Below are 24403 nucleotides of genomic sequence, written 5' to 3'. Positions count from 1 at the left end.
TGTGATGATGGATTGTCTGATGCCGTTTTTGGCATCGAGCATTCTTTACGAATGTTGATGTATTTTTTTGTTCATGTCATCTGGCCCCGTCTGGGTGGCGTGAGCTGGTTTTTGGATTGGTCAGGTTTTCTTTCCTGGTCTTCTAGTGTTGAAACGCCGGCTCTTGTGGGTTGGTTGTTTTGCTAGGTTTTCATGGAGAGTTTGATCCTGGCTCAGGACGAACGCTGGCGGCGTGCTTAACACATGCAAGTCGAACGGAAAGGCCCAGCTTGCTGGGTACTCGAGTGGCGAACGGGTGAGTAACACGTGGGTGATCTGCCCTGGACTCTGGGATAAGCCTGGGAAACTGGGTCTAATACCGGATATTCACTTTCTCTCGCATGGGGGTTGGTGGAAAGCTTTTGCGGTTCAGGATGGGCCCGCGGCCTATCAGCTTGTTGGTGGGGTAATGGCCTACCAAGGCGACGACGGGTAGCCGACCTGAGAGGGTGATCGGCCACACTGGGACTGAGACACGGCCCAGACTCCTACGGGAGGCAGCAGTGGGGAATATTGCACAATGGGCGCAAGCCTGATGCAGCGACGCCGCGTGAGGGATGACGGCCTTCGGGTTGTAAACCTCTTTCACCAGGGACGAAGCGTGAGTGACGGTACCTGGAGAAGAAGCACCGGCCAACTACGTGCCAGCAGCCGCGGTAATACGTAGGGTGCGAGCGTTGTCCGGAATTACTGGGCGTAAAGAGCTCGTAGGCGGTTTGTCGCGTCGTCTGTGAAATTCTGCAACTCAATTGTAGGCGTGCAGGCGATACGGGCAGACTTGAGTACTACAGGGGAGACTGGAATTCCTGGTGTAGCGGTGAAATGCGCAGATATCAGGAGGAACACCGGTGGCGAAGGCGGGTCTCTGGGTAGTAACTGACGCTGAGGAGCGAAAGCGTGGGGAGCGAACAGGATTAGATACCCTGGTAGTCCACGCCGTAAACGGTGGGTACTAGGTGTGGGACTCTTTTCACGGGTTCCGTGCCGTAGCTAACGCATTAAGTACCCCGCCTGGGGAGTACGGCCGCAAGGCTAAAACTCAAAGGAATTGACGGGGGCCCGCACAAGCGGCGGAGCATGTGGATTAATTCGATGCAACGCGAAGAACCTTACCTGGGTTTGACATCTACCGGACCGCTCCAGAGATGGGGCTTCCCTTGTGGCTGGTAGACAGGTGGTGCATGGCTGTCGTCAGCTCGTGTCGTGAGATGTTGGGTTAAGTCCCGCAACGAGCGCAACCCTTGTCCTGTATTGCCAGCGGCGTAATGGCGGGGACTTGCAGGAGACTGCCGGGGTCAACTCGGAGGAAGGTGGGGATGACGTCAAGTCATCATGCCCCTTATGTCCAGGGCTTCACACATGCTACAATGGCTGGTACAGAGGGCTGCGATACCGTGAGGTGGAGCGAATCCCTTAAAGCCAGTCTCAGTTCGGATTGGGGTCTGCAACTCGACCCCATGAAGTCGGAGTCGCTAGTAATCGCAGATCAGCAACGCTGCGGTGAATACGTTCCCGGGCCTTGTACACACCGCCCGTCACGTCATGAAAGTCGGTAACACCCGAAGCCGGTGGCCTAACCCCTTGTGGGAGGGAGCTGTCGAAGGTGGGATCGGCGATTGGGACGAAGTCGTAACAAGGTAGCCGTACCGGAAGGTGCGGCTGGATCACCTCCTTTCTAAGGAGCACACAACATCACACGTTTCTGCCGGCGTATGTCTGTGCGGCGTGTGTGTGTTCGAGGGTGAAACATCAGACACAGCCTGTGGGTTTCGTCGCCTGACGAAACATCTGGGTTGCCGCTGAGGTCGTGAGGCCGGCGGGTTGATCGTCACACTATCGGGGTTCTGAGGGAACACACGTTTTCCTCTGAGCTGCAGATCGGGTGTGTGTCGGTGAGGTGTCCTGTGGTGGGGCGCGGAGGCATGCAGCTGGGTGCGGTGTGTGTTGTTTGAGAAGTGCATAGTGGATGCGAGCATCTTTATTTCGCGCCGGCAAGGCTGGCGGCCCCTTGTGGGGGTGGCTGGTGTTGTTGGTGTGTGATTGAGCAGAAAACTTTTGAGTTTTTGGTGATGTCTACATTCGATCCTCGTGTGCAGGGCCCTTTGTGGTTCTGTGTGTGGGGGGTTGTTTGTAGGTGTTGTTGTAAGTGTGTAAGGGCGTTCGGTGGATGCCTTGGTACCAGGAGCCGATGAAGGACGTGGTAGGCCGCGATAGTCCTCGGGGAGTTGTCAAACGAGCTGTGATCCGAGGGTGTCCGAATGGGGAAACCCAGCACGAGTGATGTCGTGTTACCACCAGCTGAATGTATAGGCTGTGTGGGGGGAACGTGGGGAAGTGAAACATCTCAGTACCCATAGGAAGAGAAAACAATAGTGATTCCGTGAGTAGTGGCGAGCGAAAGCGGAGGAGGCTAAACCATGCGCATGTGATACCGGGTAGGGGTTGTGCGTGTGGGGTTGTGGGGTTCATCTTCTTCCATCTACCTGTGGAAGCGTGAGTCAGAAAACTGTGTGTTAGGTGAAGTGGCCTGGAATGGTCTGCCGTAGACGGTGAGAGTCCGGTAGCTGAAAGCACATGGTCTTGCGTGATGTTCTCCCAAGTAGCAGCGGGCTCGTGGAATCTGCTGTGAATCTGCCGGGACCACCCGGTAAGCCTGAATACTTCCTGGTGACCGATAGCGGACTAGTACCGTGAGGGAAAGGTGAAAAGTACCCCGGGAGGGGAGTGAAATAGTACCTGAAACCGGACGCTTACAATCCGTCAGAGCCTGTGCCTCCTTTGGAGGGTGGGTGATGGCGTGCCTTTTGAAGAATGAGCCTGCGAGTTAGTGCTCGGTGGCGAGGTTAACCCGTGTGGGGTAGCCGTAGCGAAAGCGAGTCTGAATAGGGCGTTTGAGTCGCCGGGTCTAGACCCGAAGCGGAGTGATCTACCCATGGCCAGGGTGAAGCGACGGTAAGACGTCGTGGAGGCCCGAACCCACTTCAGTTGAAAATGGAGGGGATGAGCTGTGGGTAGGGGTGAAAGGCCAATCAAACTCCGTGATAGCTGGTTCTCCCCGAAATGCATTTAGGTGCAGCGTCACATGTTTCTTACCGGAGGTAGAGCTACTGGATGGCCGATGGGCCCCACAGGGTTACTGACGTCAGCCAAACTCCGAATGCCGGTAAGTGAGAGTGTGGCAGTGAGACTGCGGGCGATAAGGTTCGTAGTCGAGAGGGAAACAACCCAGATCGCCGGCTAAGGCCCCTAAGCGTGTACTAAGTGGAAAAGGATGTGGGGTCGCGAAGACAACCAGGAGGTTGGCTTAGAAGCAGCCACCCTTGAAAGAGTGCGTAATAGCTCACTGGTCAAGTGGTCCTGCGCCGACAATGTAGCGGGGCTCAAGTACACCGCCGAAGCCGCGGCACTCACACGTTAGCTTGTCGGTTCTCTACGGAGGGCCGGCCAGGTGTGTGGGTGGGTAGGGGAGCGTCCTGCATCCGTGGAAGCCACAGAGTGATCTAGTGGTGGAGGGTGTGGGAGTGAGAATGCAGGCATGAGTAGCGAAAGCAGAGTGAGAAACTCTGCCGCCGGATGACCAAGGGTTCCTGGGCCAGGCTAATCCGCCCAGGGTGAGTCGGGACCTAAGGCGAGGCCGACAGGCGTAGTCGATGGACAACGGGTTGATATTCCCGTACCCGTGTATCCGCGCCCATGCTGAATCAGTTGTACTAACCATCCAGATCCTTTCCGAGGCGCCTTCGGGTGCCCGGTGGGGTGATGCGTGGGACCTCGGCTGGTAGTAGGCAAGCGATGGGGTGACGCAGGAAGGTAGTGGGGCCAGTTAGTGGTTGTACTGGTGTAAGCCTGTAGGGCGAGGCATAGGCAAATCCGTGTCTCGTGATGCCTGAGAGGTGATGCGTAGCCGTTGAGGCGAATTCCATGATCCTATGCTGCCGAGAAAAGCCTCTAGCGAGTTGGTACACGGCCCGTACCCCAAACCGACACAGGTGGTCAGGTAGAGAATACTAAGGCGATCGAGATAACTGTGGTTAAGGAACTCGGCAAAATGCCCCCGTAACTTCGGGAGAAGGGGGACCCAGGCTGGTGAACACCCTTGCGGTGGGAGCTGGTGTGGGTCGCAGAGACCAGAGAGAAGCGACTGTTTACTAAAAACACAGGTCCGTGCGAAGTCGTAAGACGATGTATACGGACTGACGCCTGCCCGGTGCTGGAAGGTTAAGAGGACCGGTTAGTGGATTCGTCCGCGAAGCTGAGAATTTAAGCCCCAGTAAACGGCGGTGGTAACTATAACCATCCTAAGGTAGCGAAATTCCTTGTCGGGTAAGTTCCGACCTGCACGAATGGCGTAACGACTTCTCTGCTGTCTCAACCACAGACTCGGCGAAATTGCAGTACGAGTAAAGATGCTCGTTACGCGCGGCAGGACGAAAAGACCCCGGGACCTTCACTATAGCTTGGTATTGGTGTTCGGTACGGTTTGTGTAGGATAGGTGGGAGACTGTGAAGCCGGCACGCCAGTGTTGGTGGAGTCGTTGTTGAAATACCACTCTGATCGTATTGGACTTCTAACCTCGGACCCTGATCGGGTTCAGGGACAGTGCCTGGTGGGTAGTTTAACTGGGGCGGTTGCCTCCTAAAAGGTAACGGAGGCGCCCAAAGGTTCCCTCAGCCTGGTTGGCAATCAGGTGTTGAGTGTAAGTGCACAAGGGAGCTTGACTGTGAGACGTACATGTCGAGCAGGGACGAAAGTCGGGACTAGTGATCCGGCACCGGCAAGTGGAAGCGGTGTCGCTCAACGGATAAAAGGTACCCCGGGGATAACAGGCTGATCTTCCCCAAGAGTCCATATCGACGGGATGGTTTGGCACCTCGATGTCGGCTCGTCGCATCCTGGGGCTGGAGTAGGTCCCAAGGGTTGGGCTGTTCGCCCATTAAAGCGGCACGCGAGCTGGGTTTAGAACGTCGTGAGACAGTTCGGTCTCTATCCGCCGCGCGCGTAAGAAACTTGAGGAAACCTGTCCCTAGTACGAGAGGACCGGGACGGACGAACCTCTGGTGTGCCAGTTGTCCCGCCAGGGGCACCGCTGGTTAGCTACGTTCGGAAGGGATAACCGCTGAAAGCATCTAAGCGGGAAGCCTGTTCCAAGATGAGGTTTCTCACCCCCTCAGCGGGGTTAAGGCCCCCCACAGATCATGGGGTTGATAGGCCAGAACTGTAAGCACAGCAATGTGTTCAGGTGACTGGTACTAATCGGCCGAGGACTTACCAACAACACCACAACACCACCAGACACAAAAGTCTGAACAGTGTTCGCATCCACTATGCATCTTCTGAGACAACACACAACACAAACAAACAACTGTTGTGGTTGTTTCACAGAGTTACGGCGGCCATAGCGGAGGGGAAACGCCCGGCCCCATTCCGAACCCGGAAGCTAAGCCCTCCAGCGCCGATGGTACTGCACCTTAACCAGTGTGGGAGAGTAGGACACCGCCGAACACAACTTCCCACTGTGGCCCTTCACCCATTCGGTGAAGGGCCACAGTGCTATTCAGACACATGGCTATTCAGACACATGCTCTGACCTCTCCATTCTCGACATAGGGAAATGCCCCGCGACCACGGTGTCGCGGGGCATTTCTCGTTTGCGCTGCCGGCTGCTGTCAGCTCAGGTGGTGGACCTCGCCGAGTCCGTAGACCGGGGTGTCGAGCCCCTCGTACCTGGCCTTCAGCTGGAGAGCGAGATACAGCGAATAGTGGCGGGACTGATGGAGATTTCCGCCGTGGAACCACAATCCGGGTTGCTGCGTGGGCTTCCACATGTTGCGCAGTTCGCCTTCCCACGGACCCGGGTCCTTGGTGGTGTCGGAGCCCAGTCCCCAGACCTTTCCGACCCGGTCGGCGACCTCCTGCCCCATCAGATCGGCGGCCCAACCGTTCATGGAGCCGAACCCGGTGGCATACACGACGACATCGGCCTCGAGTTCCGTGCCGTCGGCGAGGACGACCGTGTTCTCGGTCAGGTGGTCGAGTTGGCCCTGCACGAGCTTGATCGTCCCGTTCGCGATCAGTTCGCTGGCGCCCACGTCGATGTAGTAGCCGGAGCCGCGACGGAGGTACTTCATGAACAGGCCGGAGTCGTCGTCGCCGAAGTCGAGCTTGAAGCCGGCCTTCTCCAGGCGATCGTAGAAGTCCTTGTCCTTCTCACGGATCTGGTCGTAGATCGGGATCTGGAACTCGTGCATGATCCGGTACGGCAGGGACGCGAGCGTGAGATCCGCCTTCTTCGTGGTCATCCCGGACTGTACGGCCTCCTCGCTGTAGAGGCCGCCGAGGGCGATCTCCCGGAATGAGTCGGACCTCACGATGTGTGTCGACGATCGCTGGACCATCGTGGTGTCGATGCCGTTGTCGACGAGGGCCTTGCAGATGTCGTGCGCGGAGTTGTTGGAACCGATCACCACGACCTTCTTGCCGGCGTAGTCGTCGGGGCCGGGATGTTGACTCGAGTGGTGCTGCTCGCCGGCGAAGACGTCCTGACCGGGCACCGTCGGGATGTTGGGCTTGCCCGACATGCCGGTCGCGAGGACCAGCTGGGTCGGATAGAGGGTCATCCGCTCACCGTCTCGGTCGATCTCGACGGTCCATCGGCCCGCGGTCTCGTCGTAGGCCGCCGATAAGCACGTCGTCCTCGACCAGTACGGCACGTCCATGACCTTCGTGTAGAACTCCAGCCAGTCGCCGATCTTGTCCTTGGGCGCGAACACCGGCCAGTTGTCCGGGAAGGGCAGGTAGGGGAGGTGGTCGTACCAGACCGGGTCGTGCAGGCACAGCGACTTGTACCGCTTGCGCCACTGGTCGCCCGGGCGGTCGTGGCGGTCGACGACGATCGAGGGAACACCGAGTTGACGCAGGCGCGCGCCGAGGGCGATCCCGCCCTGGCCACCACCGATCACGAGGACGTAGGGTTGCGTCCCACGCCCGAGGTCGCGTTCCTCGTCGGCCTTCTTCTCTGCCCACGATCGGGTGTCGGGGTCGGAACCGTGCACGGCTCCGAGCGGTCGGGTCGCACCCCGTTTCTCCTCGAAGCCCTTGAGTTCCTGCATGGTCGTCAGCAGGGTCCACGCCTTGTCGACCCCGTTGTCGTCCGGGCGGATCCGGACGTGGCCCTCGCAGCGTCCGACCGCGGTCTCGAACGAGATGAACGCCGATGCCACGTCGTCGCCGTCGTCGGTGGCCGGTTCGGTGGTGCCGAAACCCGAGGGGCGGGTGTCGGCGAGTCGGGCGGTGAGCATGTCGGAGATCTGCTCGTGGCCCTCGACGGTCTTGATGTTCCAGGTGAACGCGGTGAGGTCGCGCCAGTAGCTGTCGGTGAGGAATGCGTTTGTCGCACGTCCGATGTCGAGGGTGGCGAGCGCCGTCTCGAACTCCTCCAGCCAGGCGTCGATCCGCTGTTGCGGGGTGCGTCCGGTGGTGACCACCGGTTCCAGCGTCTGGGTCATTGACTCTCCTCATCTCGGTGGTGCCTGCTTCCATTGCGTCGAGAGTGACGCGCACCACAATCTCGTGTGCCCAGCAGACGCCCCGTGAGCCGGTGGCGGCAAGGGTTGCAACCCGTTGCGAGGCCGGGGCGCATTGCCCCGGGTCTGTGACTTGACGCACAATCGTGGAGATGACGATTTCCGATCAGGCGCCCGAGCTGGAGCCGGCGGTACAGGCGGGTGACGATCCCCGGGAGTTCGCCCACGTCTTGTCCGCCGTGCACGACGCGGCGATGTCGGGCGGCCGGATGCCTGCTCGGCCGCGCCCGGTGATCGACGACTCGTGGCAGCGCCTCCGTGCGGTCGGGCTCGATCCGGATACCGACTGCGGCGCCGACCGCCTCCTGGAGTTCGACGAACTCGAGGAGCGCCGCCGCCGGTCGGGCCTCGCGGAGGTCGTCGAGGACCTGTCACGCAACCTCGACTCGCTCATCGACGGCGGCGACAACATCCTCGTCATCGCCGACGCCGCCGGCCGCGTCCTCTGGCGCAGCGGATCGCCACGGGTGCTCAACCGCGCGGATCAACTGGGCTTCATCGAGGGGGCGGACTGGGCCGAGAACTCGGTCGGAACCAACGCGATCGGCACGGCGCTGGTGTCGGGGCGCTCCATCCAGGTGTTCTCCGCGGAGCACTTCGTCCGCAGCCACCACTCGTGGACGTGCACGGGTGCCCCGATCCGCGACCCACGCACCGGGGACGTCCTGGGCGTGGTCGACGTGTCCGGCCCCGCGGCGACGATCCACCCGACGACGCTGGCCCTGGTTCATGCGGTGGCCCGGCTTGCCGAGTCGCAGTTACGCGAGCAACACCACCGGCGTCTGGACTGTCTGCGAGCGGTGGCCGCACCGATTCTCGCCCGGTCGCCGGGCCCGGCCCTCGCCGTGGACGTCGACGGCTGGGTGGCGGCGGTCGATGCGGTGTCGCCGCGGCCGCGTCTGCTGTTGCCGCGGGGAGTGGGACCGGGACGGCGGTTCTTCGGCGCGCTCGGCGAATGCGACGTCGAGGCCCTTCCGGGTGGATGGCTGGTGCGCGTCGCGGAGTCGACAGGGATGTCGACGACCCGCGTCGTCCTGCGGACGATCACGACCGCGGCGGGAGCCGAATGCGTCGAGGTGGCCGTCGAGGGACCGAGCGGCGGATGGACGCACCGGTGCTCGCCTCGTCACGGCGAGATCCTCTCCTTCCTCGCACGCAACCGCGACGGGGCCACCGCGGCCCGGTTGTCGACACACCTGTTCGGCGTCGACGACCGTACGGTCACGGTCCGCGCCGAGATGTCGCGCCTGCGCAAACGATTCGGTGGCCTGCTGATGACGGGACCGTATCGTTTCGCCGACGGGGTCGACGTGCAGGCGCGCTGACCGGCGCCGGGCAACACCGGTGTCACTCGGGTTCGGCCAGTACGAGGCCGTGATCGAAGGCGTAGACGATCGCGGCCGCCCGGTCCCGCAGGTCGAGCTTGGTGAAGATGTGGTTGATGTGGCTCTTCACCGTCACCTGCGAGATCCCCAGCGCTGCACCGATCTCCGCGTTGGTCAGGCCGCGTGCGACGAGTCGTAGCACGTCGGTCTCCCGATCGGTCAGTTCCGGCGCGACCTCGGTCCGCGCGCGGCCCGCCCGACGAAAACCGTTGAGCACCTGACCGGTCACCGCCGGATCGAGGAAGGCTCCGTCCCGGACCACCGCGCGCACCGCCCAGATCAGCGCCTCGGCAGGGGAGTCCTTCAGGATGAAGCCCGCGGCGCCGGCGCGGAGGGCGCCCGACAGCAGGTCATCGTCGTCGAATGTGGTGAGTACGAGCACCGGCGGTGGCTCGCGCAGCGTCCGCACCAGCGAGGTGGCCGTGATGCCGTCGACGTCGCGCATCCGCAGGTCCATCACCACGATGTCCGGTCGGTGTTCGGACACGCACGGCAGCACCTCCGAGCCGTCGGCGCATTCGCCGACGATCTCGAAGCCGTCGCGGGGTCGCAGGATGCGGCGCAGGCCGGTGCGGATCAGTTCCTGGTCGTCGACGAGCACCACGCGGATGGGGGCGGCGGGTGCATCGGTGGGAGCGGTCGTGGTCACAGCCGTGCCCCGTCCCGCTGTGGCGACGGCGCGCAGGTGTCGAGACGGGCCGGCAGCGTGGCGCGTACGGTCCAGGTGCCGCGGCCGTGCTCGGTCTCGAGATGTCCGCCGAGAAGTGCCGCCCGCTGTGTCATGCCGGCGATGCCGGTGCCGTCGTGCCGGCGGGGCCGGGAACCCGTGACGGGGTTGGAGACGACGATCGTGACCGGGTCACCGGCCGCGACCGACACCGATGCGCGCTTGGCCTCCGAATGTTTGACGACGTTGGCCAGCGATTCCTGGGCGATCCGGTACAGAGCGGCCGACACCGGTTCGGGCAGTGCGGCGAGGTCGCCGTCGATACGAGACGAGATGTGGACGCCGGCCTTCCGGTAGTCGTCGAGCAGTGCCCCGAGGTCTCCGGCACCCGGCGGGGGCGCCGTCGGCTTCCGGTTCTCTTCCGCGCCGAGGACGTGCACGATGCTGCGGATCTCGGTCATCGCCTGCCGCCCCTGGCGCTCGGCATCCGACAACGCCTCGACGGCCTCGTCGACGTCGCGGTCCTGCTCGAGTGCGCGTCGCGCGCCGGTCACGTTGAGCATGGTGATCGACAGCGAGTGGGCGATGACGTCGTGGATCTCGCGGGCTATGCGGCGTCGCTCGTCGCTCGCGGCCCGGTCGGCGCGTTCCCGCAGGATGCGGTCGCGGTTGTCGGCGAGTCGCTTCTGTATCAGCACCATGTAACCGACGAGCCATCCGCACGCGACACCGAGCGCGTAGAGCGCAGGCGATTCGAGGCCGCCGAAGACTCCGAACACCACCAGCACGCCGATGGCCGCAGCGGTCACCACCAGACCGGTGCGCAGTGGGTACATCGCCGCGCCGATGGCGGCCATCAAGACCAGCTGCAGCGGGGCGGCGTCGGTGTGCACCGGCACCATCAGGAAGCACACGGTGCTCGTGATGACACCGAAGCAGGCATACGACGACGGCGGCAGCGACAGGTCGAGCACGAGGGTGATGAGTGCGAAGACCAGACCGGCGATCACCCACCCGAGTGCGCCGTCGGCGGAGTGGCGTTGCAGCGCGGAGACCGCGGTCACGAGAGCGCTCGCCGACAGGATGACCGCCGGGTACAGCGGTGGGTAGTCCCCACCGGCGCGTTCGACCCGTCGGCGCAGATCGGCTGTGAAGCCCGTCACCGTTCCAGGATAGGTCCGCCGCGATGGCGCGGACCTCCGTCCGCCGGTGGATTCCCGTCTCCACCCCAGGGTGGAAACGGGGTCGTCCCGCGGCATGGTGATTCGGCGCCTTCCTCTCCATAGCGTTGTGACCAGCACGTTTTCCAGTCGAGGAGAGGACGAGACGATGAGGGGAATTCTGGGGCCTCGCGGCGCGCGGTGGGTCGCGTCGACGGCACCGACACACATGGACGGCATCTCGGGCGGGCGACCGGTGGTCGTCGGTATCTCCGGCAGCGAGTCCTCGCGCCGGGCGCTCAAGGCGGTGGTGCGGGCGGGCGGCCCGGATCTGGTCCTGGTGTGCGCGTACGCGCGTCGCCGCGAGGAGGCGGCCGGTGGGTTCGCCGACGTACTCAAGGACGAGGCCTACCTGGTGACCGGCCGGGCGGTGGTGGACGAGCACCTGCGGACCGCGCGCGAGCTCGCGCTGTGGCTCGGCGCGCGGACGGTGCTCACGCGCTCCGGGGTCGGGAACCCCTCGACGGTTCTGTGCGACGCCGCGCGAGACGTGAACGCCGGCGCCGTCGTCGTCGGCACCTCCTCCGGGCGACCCGGCTGGGCGGCGCGCAGCCTCGCCCGTCGGCTCGACGAGGACGTCGAACTGCTCGTCACCGACGGGGTCGTCGCGCACCGGCGTCGCGCCGCCGTTGCGCGGACCGACGTGCGGGGCGTCCGGTGGGTCGAGCCATTCGTCCTGCCCGAGAAGGGGTTTGCGGGCTCTTCCTGATTCAGAGTGCGTGCAAGCGTTCTGCCAGGCCGCCGGAGTGGATGAGTGACTGCAAGATGTAGTGGTTGAGGTTGCGGAAGCCGAGCGCGATCCCGCGTAGGTGTTCCAAGCGTCCGTTGATCGCTTCGACCGGGCCGTTGGAGGCACCGGTGTCGAAGTAGGCCAGGATCTCGGTCCGTCGAGCCCACAGCGAGCGGCCGAGTTGGGCGAGTTCGGCGAGTTCTTTCGGCACGCCGGTGTGGATGCGTTTGAGCAGCTTGTGCATCGCGATCTTCCCGTCACGCTTGTGCGGCTGGTCGTAGGCGTCAATCAGGTCCTGATAGACGGCGTAGGTGACCGCGACCGCCAGATGTTCCTCACGCGCTTGGAGGCCGTTGGTGATGCGGGTCTTCTGCTTGTCGGTCAACAAGCCGATTCGGGTGAGCAGGGGGCGGCGGATGCCGTAGAGCGGGTCCCCGCTACGGCCGCGGTGTCCGCACGTATCCTGTTGCACGCGTTGACGACACACCGTGAGCTTGTCGGCGGCCAAGTGCACCACATGAAACGGATCCATCACCGCACGCGCCTTGTCCAGGGTTTCAGCGGTCGCGGTGCGATACCCGGAGAAGCCGTCCATCGTCACCACCTTGATCCGGTCACGAAACGCAGGATCGCGCGCGGTCAGCCAATCCTTCAACGCCGCCTTGGAACGGCCGGCGACCATGTCCAACAAACGTGCCGGCCCGGTACCGTCCACGATCGGTGTCAGGTCGACGAGCACGGTCACGAAACTCGAATCCCCCTTGCCGCGAACGTGTTTCCACTTGTGCTCATCCACCCCAAGGGCCCGCACACCGTCCAGGCGGGCTGGCGCGGACGCCAACGAGCGGGCCGCGTCCAACGCAAGGGTGTTCACGGTGTTCCAACTCATCCCGATCGCAGCGGCGACCGCCTTGACCGACATCTTGTCGACGATCATCGCCCGAAGAATCCACGTGGTGGTGCGGCGGGTGACCTGTGCCCGCGGCGCCACGATCGTCGAGATGTCGGCACGAAAGATCGTGGTGGCACAGTCCGGGTTGTCGCACAGATAGCGCGGCACCGCGATATGCAGCCGGGTCGGGTGCCCCACGATCGGCAGATCAGCAACCTCACGATCGATGTGGTCACGCAGTCGTCCCGGCCGCCCGCATCCGGGACAGGTGTTCGTCGGTTCCAGGACCTCGCAGAACACGTGGGTGCGGTCCTCGCCGTCGAGGGCGGCACCGGTGATCGTCACCCCGAGCTCGATGGTGCGGCAAATGGTGTCGGCAATCGCGCTACGCTGCAACATGGGTCCTGTCGGTGTCGGGCTGATGGTGTGAGAGCTTTCATCCTCACACCACAGGACCCGCCTATATCTCCAGGCTCACCGCCCACACCCCGCGATCTTGCTCACCCCTACATCTTGTGGTCGCAAGAACCTGTTCCACGCACCGTCAATCAGGAAGAGCCGGTTATCGGCGGGAGTCATGACACTAAGCCGAGCGCTGTGCGACGTGACTTTCTAGCCGGATGGGATGGGATGGGACGGTAGGGCCTCACGTGGCTTCCGAGGACCACCGTGGCTAAGATCGTTCTCGATCCGGGGGGCACGACTCTCGGGGAGTCTCGGGGGGGGTCGGACTTCGGGGTGGGTGCTAGTAGTGCTTGAACTGGCTGGAACCCACCCCGAGTCCTTTAGCTATCCGGGGCTCCCGGAGTCTAGATCGCCTCGTTAGCCGAGTGGTTGCTTCACGTCCATCGGTTGACGAATGTGCGCACTGCGTGGTTGGCGACTTCAGGGTGTGATGCGGTCAGAAAATGTTGTCCTCCCTCAATGATTTGGAGTTCAGCTGCGGGGGACTGGGTGAACAGTGAGATTCCATGTTCGGCGTTGGTGACGGAGTACACCTGATCGGCGGTGCCCTGTAGCCACAGAACGGGACAGGTCACTTCGTTCAGTCGTGCTTCGATTCCATCACGGTCGCGAAGGTTGACCGTGCTCGTCCGAAGACGGCGGCGTCCGTCGTCGCCGCTGTAGTTTGCTCGGTAGGTTTCCAGCCAGAAGTCTCGTTCTTCGTCGGAGACGCTTTCGCCGAGACCGGCGCCAAGGACGGCGATAACGAAGTCATCGTCTACTATCCAGTCGTCGTCGACAGGCGTCGACAGTGCATCAATGGACGGGCTGCAGAATGCTGATCCGTCCCAGCACCCTCTGTCTTTGCTTGCTTGGCTTTCGAAGTCCATGGAGGTGCCGAAGATTACGATCCCCTGGATCGTCTCCGGGGAGAGCATTGCCATGCGGGTAACGATCCATCCACCCTGGGAGGTCCCCAGTGCGAAAGACTGGTTGATGCCCAGTGCCTCAAGAACCTGCAAGTTCGCGATAGCGCTGTCCCAGTAGGTGAATTGCCCGTAACTAGCTCGAGTTGCGCCGTGCCCGTACGGCTCGATGGCAAGCAAATTCATAGACTCGTTGAGCTCTGCGTCCGCGAACTGGGGGCGGTACAACTCGACGGACGTCGTGAACGAATTGACCATCACCATGGTCGGCAGCGAGGGATCGTATTCTCGCCCGAATTTGTAGCCAATCGTAGAGCCGCCCAGGTGAGGGATATCGATAGTTCTGGTGGTCATTAAGATCCTTTCGGGAGGAGAGGGCGCCGGGGTTGGGAATGTATAAGGATGTCGGATTCCACTAATGAAGACGTGTCTCGGTTCGCTGTGGCAGGAAGGCCAGGCTGCAAGCTCGGAAGTGCTCAGGAGTGGATGTGTCAGGCTCTTTCAGAGTTGCTCAGGATTGGCATCTGCTAGGTAGTCGTGGATCACTCGGCCCATTGAGTATGTGAACGTCACGTCGCCGTAGAGCAGTGAAGTGATGTTCAGTGGGTCAGTCGGAGCAAGCCTGGCCGCGGGATGCCCGTCGGGGAACGAGAAGGTGATGTCATCAACCGACGCATCGAAGAGCTTGACAGTGAAGGGAAGAGGTAGCTCGATGAGCTGGCTAAGGGCCGCATGTCCACCAAACGGCTCTGGGATCTGGCGGTGGCTGTAGTAGTTCAGATGCCCGCCGAGGTTTCCGACGTTATTTTCGGTAACGCTTGCCGATACGGATATGGCGGGGCTGTTGTCGATGCTCAGGGTAGAGGTGAGTGTGCTCCCCGTTTGTTCGGCGGTTCGTGTACCGAGCATCGCTGGGATGCCAGCCGCCTCTCGGGCGTAGGAGATGACTCGCTGGGAGCTATTCCAGTAGTACGCGAAGTAGCGACCCGGAATGGTCATGGCACCGTCTGCTGCATAGCTATCGTGACCGTCGATTTCCACTGTCAAGTACGTCAGGGAGAACCCTCCGAAACCGCTGCTCTGGTCGGCTTCGATGTCGTACATGTTCATTTGGACAGTGTTGTTCTCGTGCGGAACAAGGCCCGCGGGAAGAATCTCCTGCAGTGCTTGCCGGTCAGCCTGGTAGCCCACGATCACCATGCGTGCATCGCGGATGAGCTGCGGAGCCTCGGGTGCCCACACAGTGGGGGGCATGCCTCGGTAAGGAACTTTGGTCATGGTGGTTCTCACTTCTGTGTGTCGTTGAATGCGTCTTCCCAGATCCGCACCGTCTGAACTGGGGTCTCGATCATCGGGTAGTGGCCGGCGCGTTCGATGGCGACCATCGACCCCTGAGGCAGTGCTGCAGCGGTTTCTTGCAGGTATGCATGGTTGACGAAGGGGTCGCTATCCCCGTAAGCGAGGATGACCTGACCGGAGTACCCGGAGAGCTCATGACCAAAGCTGGCGCTGCTCCAATTCGCCAAGTACGCCTCCCATATATCCCGGTCCAGAACTGTCTGCGATCGAGACACGAGGTTCTGGAGCTGCGCTTTACTCAGGTGGGGAGCCAGCCCGCCCAACGTCGGTCCCGGGTCGGAGTATGCGGAAACGAACCCCTCGTAGGTGGCCTCGTCGAACGGGGTGCCGAAAGCTGAAACGGGCGTCAGTGCGACCACTGAGTTCACCCGGTCCGGCGCCATCGTCGCCACTCGAAGAGCAGTCGCACCACCCATTGAGTGACCAAGAACCTCGAACGTTTCCCAACCAAGAACGTCAGCTGCTGCAAGCGCCGCTGCGGCCATGCCGTCGATGCCGACTGCAGGTGTCCCAGCGGCGGAACGGTTTGGTCCGTACCCGGGGAAATCGACATACGCGTAGGTGAACCGGTCAAGGTCGGTCTCCAATCGCGTAGTCGCCCATACCGCACTGTCCAAGGCCCACCCGTGCAGAACGAGAACACGGATGTCGCCGGAACCCTCAACAAATGGGCTCATGCTTCCTCCCAAATAAGACCGAGCGATCGATCGGTCTGAAACTAATCATATGAGATGGATCACACGTTGTCCACGCTTCGCTCTAGCGGCTTCGGCCCGGATGAGGGCATGGCGACCGAGATGGCATACTCACACGTCGCTTTGCCGGGGCTGTTGAAGATCTACCAACTCGCACGGGAGGCCGCCTGGGCCTTGGCGATCGAGGTTGTCGACTAGGTGTGATGTCCAGGGAGGTTGGTCAGTCGGGTGACTGGTGGCTGGCCTCCGAGGGCGGAGTGGGCTCGATGATGATTGTAGAAGTGCAACCACTGCGGAAGTCGCTCGTTGCGGGCGTCGGTTGAGTCGTAGAACCGGGCGTAGGCCCATCCGTCGCCCAGGGTGCGGTGGAAGCGCTCAATCTTGCCGTTGGTCTGTGGTCGGTACGGGCGGGTCCGCTTGTGCACGATCGCCAGGTCGGTGCAGGTGTCGCGCCAAGCGTGGGATCTGTAGGCCGAACCGTTGTCAGACAGGACCCGCTCGACGGTGACGCCACGGTCGGCTGCCACTGGTGAGGTTATCGATACCGCCCAGTTCCCGACGACCGCCGCGGGGATGGCCCGCGCGATTTCGTGGGCCACCCGCCGCACCGGCGGCGATCAGTCCGCCCTCTGGGTGATCGAGGGAGTTGCCTCCTACGGTGCCGGTCTTGCCGCGGCCTGCGAACAGGCAGGCTTCGAGGTCGTTGAAGCAGCCCGGATGAACACGAGGGCCAATCGAGGGGTGGGCAAGTCCGACCCGCTGGATGCTCATCGCATCGCCGCTGCAGTGCTCGCTCTGGAGTGCGACCAGCTACGCCGTCCGCGTATGGCAGACGGCGTGCGAGCGGCGCTGCGGGTACTCGTGACCGCCCGCGACCACATGACCTCGGAGCGCACCGCCACCATCAACGCGCTGATCGCGCTGTTGCGCATCGTCGACCTCGGAATCGACGCCCGCCGGGCACTGACTGGGACGCAGCTCCTCGCCGTCTCCCGGTGGCGTGCACGCGATGAGGACCTCGGTGAGGCCACCGCCCGCCTCGAAGCCATCCGCCTGGCCAAACGAGTGGTCGAGCTCGACGAACAGCTCGCCGCCAACAGCTCGCGGATGACCGAGCTCGTTAAGGCAAGCCAGGGCACCTCACTGCTGGATAAGATCGGCATCGGACCCGTGACCGCCGCTGTCTGCCTGACCATCTGGTCGCATCACGGAAGAGTGCGATCCGAGGCAGCGTTCGCCTCCCTCGCAGGCGTCAATCCTATCCCCGCATCCTCCGGGAACACCGTTCGACACCGGCTCAATCGCGGCGGCGACAGGCGACTCAATCGCGCTCTGCACATGGCGGTCTTGACCCGCATGACACACGATCCAGAAACCCGCGAATACGTCGAACGGCGACGCCTCGAGGGGCGCACAACCAAGGAGATCCGCCGAAGCCTCAAGCGGTACCTGGCCCGACAAATCTACCGAACACTCAGCGCTGCGGAACCCGCCCCAATGCCCGCTTGACAAACATAGAAGGATCCGTTTCATGTGGTGCACTTGGCCGCCGACAAGCTCACGGTGTGTCGTCAACGCGTGCAACAGGATACGTGCGGACACCGCGGCCGTAGCGGGGACCCGCTCTACGGCATCCGCCGCCCCCTGCTCACCCGAATCGGCTTGTTGACCGACAAGCAGAAGACCCGCATCACCAACGGCCTCCAAGCGCGTGAGGAACATCTGGCGGTCGCGGTCACCTACGCCGTCTATCAGGACCTGATTGACGCCTACGACCAGCCGCACAAGCGTGACGGGAAGATCGCGATGCACAAGCTGCTCAAACGCATCCACACCGGCGTGCCGAAAGAACTCGCCGAACTCGCCCAACTCGGCCGCTCGCTGTGGGCTCGACGGACCGAGATCCTGGCCTACTTCGACACCGGTGCCTCCAACGGCCCGGTCGAAGCGATCAACGGACGCTTGGAACACCTACGCGGGATCGCGCTCGGCTTCCGCAACCTCAACCACTACATCTTGCGGTCACTCATCCACTCCGGCGGCCTGGCAGAACGCTTGCACGCACTCTGAATCAGGAAGAGCCGGTTTGCGCCACGGTGAGGTCCTGACACCACGGTGGGCCGTCGGTGACCGCGGTGTCGAGACAGGGCCGTGTCGGCACCTGCCGGAAGGCGGCACGCGGTCGATCCCCTCCGTGGAGATCGTTGTCCACGTCCTCCTCCACGGGGTCCGACGACCGCTCGTCGCGCGGGATCGACCGCTCGCCGCTTCTGACCGGTTCGGATTGGGTGGTGACCATCACATCGCTAACCTCTAAGAACGGCAGGGCACGGTGGTGCCCGATTGTGCGCTGGTTGACGTCGAAAGGATGGCCACGATGGGCCGGTACAGCGAAGCATTCACCCGAGCAGCGGAAGATCGTGAAGGCTTCTGGCTCGAGGCCGCGCAGGCCGTCGACTGGACCACTCCGCCGACCCGGGCCCTCGACGACTCGAACGCGCCGTTCTACCGGTGGTTCCCCGACGCCGCCCTCAACACCTCCGTGAACGCCCTCGACCGTCACGTCGAAGCGGGGCACGGGGATCGCAGCGCGCTCATCTGGGACTCGGCGATGGTCGGCCAGGTGCGCCGCTACACCTACGCCGAACTGCTCGACGAGGTCTCGCGTTTCGCCGGCGTGCTCGCCTCGCGCGGCATCACCGCCGGCGACCGCGTCATCATCTACATGCCGATGATCCCCGAGGCCGCCGTCGCGATGCTCGCGTGCGCCCGCATCGGCGCCGTGCACTCGGTGGTGTTCGGCGGCTTCGCCGCACCGGAGCTCGCCGCCCGTATCGACGACGCCGAGCCGGTCGCCGTCGTCACCGCATCGGGTGGCCTCGAACCCGGTCGAACGGTCGAGTACTTGCCGATGGTGGCCAAGGCACTCGAGATCTCGACGGCCGCGCCGGGCACCGTCATCGTGAAGAACCGCCCCGAGATCACCGGTGACGCCTCGGAGCACGACGGCTGGCTGGACTGGGACGAGGCGATGGCCGGTGCCTCGCCGGCCGACCCGGTGTCGGTGGCCGCGACCGACCCGCTCTACATCCTCTACACGTCGGGCACGACCGGTAAGCCGAAGGGCGTGGTCCGCGACAACGGCGGTCACGCGGTCGCGCTGACCTGGTCGATGAAGAACATCTACGACATCTCCGCCGGCGACGTCTGGTGGACTGCCTCCGACGTCGGCTGGGTCGTCGGCCATTCCTACATCGTGTACGCGCCGCTCATGGTGGGCGCGACCACGGTGATGTACGAGGGCAAGCCCGTCGGCACCCCCGACGCCGGCGCCTTCTGGCGGGTCATCTCCGACCACGGAGTGAAGGCGCTGTTCACCGCCCCCACGGCGATCCGCGCGGTCCGCAAGGCCGACCCCGACGCCGCCGAGCTCGCCAAGTACGACATCTCGACCCTGCAGACGCTGTTCGCGGCCGGCGAGCGTCTCGATCCGGACACCTTCACCTGGGCGTCGGAGATCCTGAACGTACCTGTCGTGGACCACTGGTGGCAGACCGAGACGGGCTGGGCCATCGCCGCGAATCTCCGTGGCCTGGAGCCGATGCCGATCAAGGCAGGCTCGCCGACCGTCCCTGTTCCCGGCTATCAGGTGGGTGTCGTCGCCGCCGACGGCAATCCGGTCCCCGCCGGCGAAGAGGGCAGCATCGTCATCAAGCTGCCGTTGCCGCCCGGCACCCTCGCCGGCCTCTGGCGCGACGAGGAGCGCTACCGCAAGTCCTACCTCGACGCCTTCGACGGCTACTACCTAACCGGTGACTCGGGGTACATCGACTCCGACGGCTACGTCTTCGTCCTCGGCCGTTCCGACGACGTGATCAACGTTGCCGGACACCGGCTTTCGACCGGCAGCATCGAGGCGGTCGTGGCCTCGCACCCGGCCGTCGCCGAATGCGCGGTCATCGGCATCCACGACGATCTCAAGGGCCAGCGCCCGAGCGGGTACGTGGTCCTCAAGTCGGGTGCCGACATCGACGCCGAGACATTGCGCAGCGAGCTCGTCGCGAAGGTGCGCGAGGAGATCGGCGCGGTCGCCACGTTCCGCGACGTCACCGTCGTGCCTGCCCTGCCCAAGACGAGGTCGGGCAAGATCCTGCGCAAGACCATGCGGCAGATCGCCGACCACGAGGAGTACACGGTCCCGTCGACCATCGAGGACCCGGACGTCCTGACGGCGCTCGCCGAACAGCTGAGGGGCTGACCGGCCTGCCACCATGAACGACCGCATCGTCCGCCTGGCGATCGCCGTCGTCCCGTTCGTCGGGATCGTCGGCACGCTGGTGGCGACGCTGGTCGACGCCCTCATCCGGGGCGGGGATCTCGGTCGCGACCTGCTCGAGAACTCCGTGCTGTGGATGATCGGCGTCCAGGGGTGGATGACCGGCTGCGGGCACATGTTCTTCGGAGAGCCCGTCGCCGAGTCGATCGGCTGGCCGGAGAAGACGCCGTGGCAGTGGGAGGTGGGCCTGGCGAGCCTGGCCACCGGCCTGCTCGGGGTCATGGCGTCGGGCTTCGGCGACGAGTTCACCCTGGCCACGATCATCGCGTTCTCGGTGTTCTATCTCGGGGCCGCCGTCGGTCGTCTCCGGGAGATGGTGACGGAGCGCAACTTCGCACAGGGCAACGCCGGGCCGATCTTCTTCTTCGACGTGATCGTGCCGGTGTACCTGATCGTGCTCTACAACGTCGTCGTCTAAGGCGTCCTCGTGTGGTAGGCCGACGCATGCCGGGGCGGCGTGTAGGACACTGGCCGGGTGAGCCCTGATCCGCACGGTGAACTCCCCGTCGACCCGGACACCCGACCCCTGCACTTCCGGGGACACGCCCTGCTGTGGGTGTTCGCCGGAGGCCTGCTCGGTACGGGCGCGCGGTACTGGGCGGAGGAGGCGTTCCCGGCGTCGGAAGGCCACTGGCCCTGGGCGACCTTCGCGGTCAACGTCATCGGCGCCTTCGTCCTCGGCGTGCTGCTGGAACTGCTGGCGCGACTCGGTCGGGACGAGGGGTGGCGCCAGCGGGTGCGGTTGTTCGGCGGCACCGGGATCTGCGGCGCGCTGACCACCTACAGCGCATTCGCGCTGGAGGTCGCCGAACTGTCCCGGGCGTCGGCCGTCCTGACCGCGATGGCCTACGCACTGGTGAGCGTCGTGGCAGGAATCGGCGCGGCGTGGTGCGGGATCGCCTGTGCGTCCGCGGTCGCCGGCCGGCGCAGGGCGGGCGCATGATCGCCCTCGCCGTGATGGCCGCCGGCGGATTCGGCGCGGTGGCGAGGTTCGTCGTCGACGGCGCGGTCAGGTCCCGGTGGCCGGGCGTGACGCCGTGGGGCACCTTCGTGATCAACGTGACCGGGTCCGCGGTGCTCGGCATCGTCGCGGGACTGGTGATCTTCCACGCCGCGCCGCACGGGTTGCAGGCGATCGTCGGCACCGGGTTCTGCGGCGGCTACACCACTTTCAGCACCGCGGGCTTCGAGACGGTCCGGCTGGCGCAGAAGGGGGAGCGCCTGCGGTCCGCGGCGTACGCCGTCGGGACCCTGGCGGCCTCGGTCGCCGCCTGCGCGGTCGGGACGGCGTTGGCGTATGTGTTCTGAGAACGACCGGACGCGAACATGATTCGGCCCCCGCCATCAGGACGATGACGGGGGCCGAACCCTGTGAGAGGTGCAGTTCCTCACTTCAGCTCGGCGCTGCTCTTGTTGAGCACGCGGCGGGCGATGATGAGGTTCTGGATCTGCTGGGTGCCCTCGAAGATGTCGAGGATCTTGGCGTCACGGGCCCACTTCTCGACGAGCAGGCGCTCCGAGTAACCGAACGTGCCCAGCAGTTCGACGACCTTGTTGGTGATGTCGTTGACGACGCGGCCGGCCTTGGCCTTCGACATCGACGCCTCGGTCGAGTTCGGCTGCTTGTTGTCGGCCATCCACGCGGCGCGCATCGTCAGCAGGTAGGCCGCCTCGAAATCGGACTCCATGCGGATGAATTCGGCTGCGGCGGCGTGCTGGTCGGCGGCCGGACGGTCGTAGTCGACCTCGATGCCCGCCTCGTCGAGCACCCGGCGCAGCTCCTCGAGCGCGGCGCGCGCGACACCCACGGCCATGCCCGCGACGAGGGGCCGCGTGTTGTCGAAGGTCTGCATGACCCCGCCGAAGCCCTTCTTGGTGTCCACCTCGGGCGAGCCGAGGAGGTTGTCCTTGGGGATGCGGCAGTTGTCGAAGCGGATGACCGCGGTGTCGGAGACGCGGATACCCAGCTTGTGCTCCAGGCGAACGACTTCCACGCCCGGATGGTCGCGCGGGACGACGAAGGACTTGATGGCGGCGCGGCCGAGGCTCTTGTCCACGGTCGCCCACACCACGATGTGGGTGGCGCGGGAACCGGCCGTCACGAAGATCTTCTCGCCGTTGATGACGTATTCGTCGCCGTCGAGGGTCGCGGTGGTCGAGACCGCCGCCGAGTCGGAGCCAAAGCTCGGCTCGGTGATGGCCATCGCGGCCCACACCTTGCCGAACCGCTCGAGCTGCTCGTCGGTGGCGACCGCGGCAATCGCCGAGTTACCCAGGCCCTGATAGGGAATGGAGAGCATGAGGCCGACGTCGCCCCACGAGGTCTCCATGACGTTGAGGACCGACTGCATGTTGCCGCCGTTGACGACGGCGCCCTCGCCTTCGGGCTTGGCCTTCTTCTGGCTTCGGCCGCCGTCGGCGCCCGCGCCGGCCTGGCCGGTCTCGGCGAGACCGTCGTACAGGCTGGCCAGGGTGTCGAGCTCGACCGGGTAATCGTGTTCGCGCAGATCGTATTTGCGCGAGATCGGGCGGAAGATCTCCGCCGCCGCCTGATGCGCCTGGTCGATCGTGACGTGCAGCTTCTTCGGCAATTCGAGATTGATGCTCATGTCAGGGTTTCCTTCGGTCCGCGCGGCCTAGAGGACGACGATGCCTTCGCCGATGCCGGCGCCGCGGAGGTCGCGGTACCAGCGCTCGACCGGGTGTTCCTTGGTGAAGCCGTGGCCGCCGAGGAGCTGGATGCCGTCGAGGCCGATCTGCAGGCCCTTGTCGATGGTCAGCTTGCGGGCGAGGGCGGCCTCGCGGGCGAAGCTCAGGCCCTGCTCGGCGCGGGCGGCGCCGCGGAGGGTCACCAGGCGGATCGAGTCGAGCTCGGTGGCCATGTTGGCGACCATGAAGGCCACCGCCTGGCGGTTGGAGATCGGCTCGCCGAACGCCTCGCGCTCGTTGACGTAGGGGATCACGTAGTCGAGGACCGCGCGTCCGGTGCCGGCGGCCAGGGCCGACCAACCCAGGCGCGACAGGCGGACCACGTCGCGATAGGCGGCGTGTGCGGCGTCGGCGTGACCGGCGAGCAGCGCGCTCTCCGGGACCGCGACGTCCTGCAGCAGCAGGCGGCCCATGCCGGCGGCGCGCACGCCCATGCCGGGGTCGGCCTCCACGATCAGGCCCTTGGTGTCGGATTCGACGATGAACAGGGCGGGCTTGCCGTCGAGCTGGGCGCCGACGACGAACAGCTCCGACGACCCGGCGGCCGGGACGAAGGACTTCACGCCGTTGAGGCGGTAGCCGCTCGGCACGCGGGTGGCCTTGGTGCTCAGGTCGAAGGCGTCGAACAGCGGCTTCGGCTCGGCGACGACGACCGCCGACTGCGGCACGTTCTCGCCGGCGAAGTCGGGCAGGTAGGTGCGCTGCTGCTCGTCGGTGCCGAAGTTGGTCAGGGTGGTGGCGACACCGCTCGGCGCGAGCAGCGGGATCGCGAGGCCCATGTCGCCGTAGGCCATCGCCTCGGCGACCAGGGCGTTGGTGACCACGCCGCGCTCGCTGGCCGCGCCCTCGAACTCCTCGGGCACGTTGATCATCGTGATGCCGAGCTCGGCGGAGCGCTTCACGAGATCCTCGGGCGCCGCGGCGTTCTCGTCGGCGTCGTGGGCGGCCGGGCGCAGGATCTCGACGGCGAACTCCTTCACCGTCTCGGCGATCATCTGCTGCTCGTCGTCGGGGGTGAGGTTGAAGTAGTCCTTGGGCGCGGTGGTGAGCCGCTTGGCCTCACCCGAACCGCCCTGGACGGCCTTGAACGCGCGGTTGGCGGCGCCGAGGGTCTGGAACCCGGTCTTGGTCGCCTGGTAGGCGACCCGGTTGATCGGCTCGCGGATCTTGTACTTCTCGGCGAACTCCGAGCCCGTCACCGTGGTCAGCACGCGCATCGCGGTGCCGATGAAGTTGCGGGGATGGGGGTTGCGGCCGACTGCGGAGGTGTCGCGCGGTTCGGTGTGAGTTGTCATGATCACCAGCCGTTTCTTCCAGTCGCCCCGGTCGGGGCCTCTGCACGTTGTGGACCGATCTTACTCGGTAGTAAGAACAGACCTTACTCGGTGGTAAGAAGTTTGTCACGCGGTTGTCCGGC

16 protein-coding genes, 3 rRNA genes and 3 pseudogenes are annotated in these 24403 nt (G+C 64.2%); 12 read left to right on the top strand and 10 right to left on the bottom strand.

Going from position 1 to position 24403, the window contains the following annotated elements; translation table 11 throughout:
- The 4 genes from E1P53_RS20560 to rrf form a co-directional block, all read left to right on the top strand.
- Positions 1-186, top strand: a 186-nt coding sequence (locus E1P53_RS20560) for a hypothetical protein (RefSeq protein WP_220398978.1), incomplete at its 5' end; no start/stop codon positions are given.
- Between the two features lie 3 nt (positions 187-189).
- Positions 190-1714: ribosomal RNA gene (locus tag E1P53_RS02185) — 16S ribosomal RNA — on the top strand.
- A gap of 465 nt (positions 1715-2179) precedes the next feature.
- Positions 2180-5313: ribosomal RNA gene (locus E1P53_RS02180) — 23S ribosomal RNA — on the top strand.
- A 112-nt stretch (positions 5314-5425) separates the two neighbouring features.
- A 5S ribosomal RNA gene (gene rrf, locus E1P53_RS02175) occupies positions 5426-5542 on the top strand.
- Together the 16S, 23S and 5S rRNA genes form the textbook arrangement of a ribosomal RNA operon.
- 164 nt (positions 5543-5706) lie before the next feature.
- Here rrf and E1P53_RS02170 read toward each other — a convergent pair.
- Entirely contained in the window at positions 5707-7545 is a 1839-nt protein-coding gene (locus E1P53_RS02170; RefSeq protein ID WP_131733314.1) for a flavin-containing monooxygenase, read from the bottom strand.
- 170 nt (positions 7546-7715) lie between these two features.
- Between E1P53_RS02170 and E1P53_RS02165 the strand changes: the two genes are divergently transcribed.
- Positions 7716-8948, top strand: coding sequence for a helix-turn-helix domain-containing protein (locus E1P53_RS02165; RefSeq protein ID WP_131733313.1), 1233 nt, complete (start codon positions 7716-7718; stop codon positions 8946-8948).
- A 22-nt stretch (positions 8949-8970) separates the two neighbouring features.
- Here E1P53_RS02165 and E1P53_RS02160 read toward each other — a convergent pair whose 3' ends face one another.
- Positions 8971-9657, bottom strand: coding sequence for a response regulator transcription factor (locus E1P53_RS02160; RefSeq protein WP_131733312.1), 687 nt, complete (start codon positions 9655-9657; stop codon positions 8971-8973).
- Positions 9654-10838, bottom strand: coding sequence for a sensor histidine kinase (locus E1P53_RS02155; RefSeq protein ID WP_006898752.1), 1185 nt, complete (start codon positions 10836-10838; stop codon positions 9654-9656). Before E1P53_RS02155 ends, E1P53_RS02160 begins: the two co-directional genes overlap by 4 nt.
- Before the next feature lie 166 nt (positions 10839-11004).
- Between E1P53_RS02155 and E1P53_RS02150 the strand changes: the two genes are divergently transcribed.
- Positions 11005-11604, top strand: a complete 600-nt coding sequence (locus E1P53_RS02150) for a universal stress protein (RefSeq protein WP_131733311.1) — start codon at positions 11005-11007, stop codon at positions 11602-11604.
- A gap of 1 nt (position 11605) precedes the next feature.
- Here E1P53_RS02150 and E1P53_RS02145 read toward each other — a convergent pair whose 3' ends face one another.
- The 5 genes and pseudogenes from E1P53_RS02145 to E1P53_RS02125 form a co-directional block, all read right to left on the bottom strand.
- Positions 11606-12916 carry an ISL3 family transposase gene (locus tag E1P53_RS02145; protein WP_131733310.1) on the bottom strand — a complete coding sequence of 437 codons (1311 nt, stop codon included), beginning with the start codon at positions 12914-12916 and terminating at the stop codon, positions 11606-11608.
- Positions 12917-13356: 440 nt separating this feature from the next.
- The gene (locus E1P53_RS02140; RefSeq protein WP_131733309.1) at positions 13357-14241 is read right to left on the bottom strand and encodes an alpha/beta fold hydrolase; all 885 of its coding nucleotides are present in this window, start codon (positions 14239-14241) and stop codon (positions 13357-13359) included.
- A 147-nt stretch (positions 14242-14388) separates the two neighbouring features.
- Entirely contained in the window at positions 14389-15165 is a 777-nt protein-coding gene (locus tag E1P53_RS02135) for an acetoacetate decarboxylase family protein (protein WP_131733308.1), read from the bottom strand.
- Between the two features lie 8 nt (positions 15166-15173).
- The gene (locus E1P53_RS02130; protein ID WP_131733307.1) at positions 15174-15923 is read right to left on the bottom strand and encodes an alpha/beta fold hydrolase; all 750 of its coding nucleotides are present in this window, start codon (positions 15921-15923) and stop codon (positions 15174-15176) included.
- Positions 15924-16135: 212 nt separating this feature from the next.
- A pseudogene (locus E1P53_RS02125) lies at positions 16136-16462 on the bottom strand (integrase core domain-containing protein); the annotation flags it as partial.
- Here E1P53_RS02125 and E1P53_RS02120 point away from each other — a divergent pair.
- The 6 genes and pseudogenes from E1P53_RS02120 to crcB (E1P53_RS02095) form a co-directional block, all read left to right on the top strand.
- A pseudogene (locus E1P53_RS02120) lies at positions 16458-17450 on the top strand (IS110 family RNA-guided transposase); the annotation flags it as partial. The pseudogenes E1P53_RS02125 and E1P53_RS02120 sit on opposite strands and share 5 nt — an antisense overlap.
- A 12-nt stretch (positions 17451-17462) precedes the next feature.
- Positions 17463-18011, top strand: a pseudogene (locus tag E1P53_RS02115) (ISL3 family transposase); the annotation flags it as partial.
- A 307-nt stretch (positions 18012-18318) separates the two neighbouring features.
- A complete protein-coding gene (locus tag E1P53_RS02110; protein ID WP_131733306.1) occupies positions 18319-20199 on the top strand; it encodes a propionyl-CoA synthetase in 1881 nt (626 codons plus the stop codon).
- 13 nt (positions 20200-20212) lie between these two features.
- On the top strand, positions 20213-20695 hold the full coding sequence (locus tag E1P53_RS02105) for a DUF6790 family protein (RefSeq protein WP_131733305.1): 483 nt from the start codon (positions 20213-20215) through the stop codon (positions 20693-20695).
- Between the two features lie 57 nt (positions 20696-20752).
- Positions 20753-21220, top strand: coding sequence for a fluoride efflux transporter CrcB (crcB, locus tag E1P53_RS02100; protein ID WP_131733304.1), 468 nt, complete (start codon positions 20753-20755; stop codon positions 21218-21220).
- A complete protein-coding gene (gene crcB, locus E1P53_RS02095; protein ID WP_131733303.1) occupies positions 21217-21585 on the top strand; it encodes a fluoride efflux transporter CrcB in 369 nt (122 codons plus the stop codon). Before crcB (E1P53_RS02100) ends, crcB (E1P53_RS02095) begins: the two co-directional genes overlap by 4 nt.
- A gap of 80 nt (positions 21586-21665) precedes the next feature.
- Here crcB (E1P53_RS02095) and E1P53_RS02090 read toward each other — a convergent pair whose 3' ends face one another.
- Both E1P53_RS02090 and E1P53_RS02085 read right to left on the bottom strand, forming a co-directional pair.
- The gene (locus E1P53_RS02090; protein ID WP_006898746.1) at positions 21666-22886 is read right to left on the bottom strand and encodes an acyl-CoA dehydrogenase family protein; all 1221 of its coding nucleotides are present in this window, start codon (positions 22884-22886) and stop codon (positions 21666-21668) included.
- 27 nt (positions 22887-22913) lie between these two features.
- A complete protein-coding gene (locus E1P53_RS02085) occupies positions 22914-24281 on the bottom strand; it encodes an acyl-CoA dehydrogenase family protein (RefSeq protein WP_131733302.1) in 1368 nt (455 codons plus the stop codon).
- Positions 24282-24403 lie beyond the last annotated feature (122 nt).

The sequence above is a fragment of the Gordonia paraffinivorans genome (assembly GCF_900683595.1).
In the GTDB taxonomy this organism is placed as follows: Bacteria; Actinomycetota; Actinomycetes; order Mycobacteriales; family Mycobacteriaceae; genus Gordonia; species Gordonia paraffinivorans.
This window is presented reverse-complemented; position numbering and strand designations above follow the sequence as displayed.

Coding starts and splice junctions, on each gene's coding strand:
- E1P53_RS02170 (WP_131733314.1), bottom strand. CDS start 7,545: ATGACCCAGACGCTGGAACCGGTGGTCACCACCGGACGCACCCCGCAA.
- E1P53_RS02165 (WP_131733313.1), top strand. CDS start 7,716: ATGACGATTTCCGATCAGGCGCCCGAGCTGGAGCCGGCGGTACAGGCG.
- E1P53_RS02150 (WP_131733311.1), top strand. CDS start 11,005: ATGAGGGGAATTCTGGGGCCTCGCGGCGCGCGGTGGGTCGCGTCGACG.
- E1P53_RS02145 (WP_131733310.1), bottom strand. CDS start 12,916: ATGTTGCAGCGTAGCGCGATTGCCGACACCATTTGCCGCACCATCGAG.
- E1P53_RS02140 (WP_131733309.1), bottom strand. CDS start 14,241: ATGACCACCAGAACTATCGATATCCCTCACCTGGGCGGCTCTACGATT.
- E1P53_RS02135 (WP_131733308.1), bottom strand. CDS start 15,165: ATGACCAAAGTTCCTTACCGAGGCATGCCCCCCACTGTGTGGGCACCC.
- E1P53_RS02130 (WP_131733307.1), bottom strand. CDS start 15,923: ATGAGCCCATTTGTTGAGGGTTCCGGCGACATCCGTGTTCTCGTTCTG.
- E1P53_RS02110 (WP_131733306.1), top strand. CDS start 18,319: ATGGGCCGGTACAGCGAAGCATTCACCCGAGCAGCGGAAGATCGTGAA.
- E1P53_RS02105 (WP_131733305.1), top strand. CDS start 20,213: ATGAACGACCGCATCGTCCGCCTGGCGATCGCCGTCGTCCCGTTCGTC.
- crcB (WP_131733303.1), top strand. CDS start 21,217: ATGATCGCCCTCGCCGTGATGGCCGCCGGCGGATTCGGCGCGGTGGCG.
- E1P53_RS02090 (WP_006898746.1), bottom strand. CDS start 22,886: ATGAGCATCAATCTCGAATTGCCGAAGAAGCTGCACGTCACGATCGAC.
- E1P53_RS02085 (WP_131733302.1), bottom strand. CDS start 24,281: ATGACAACTCACACCGAACCGCGCGACACCTCCGCAGTCGGCCGCAAC.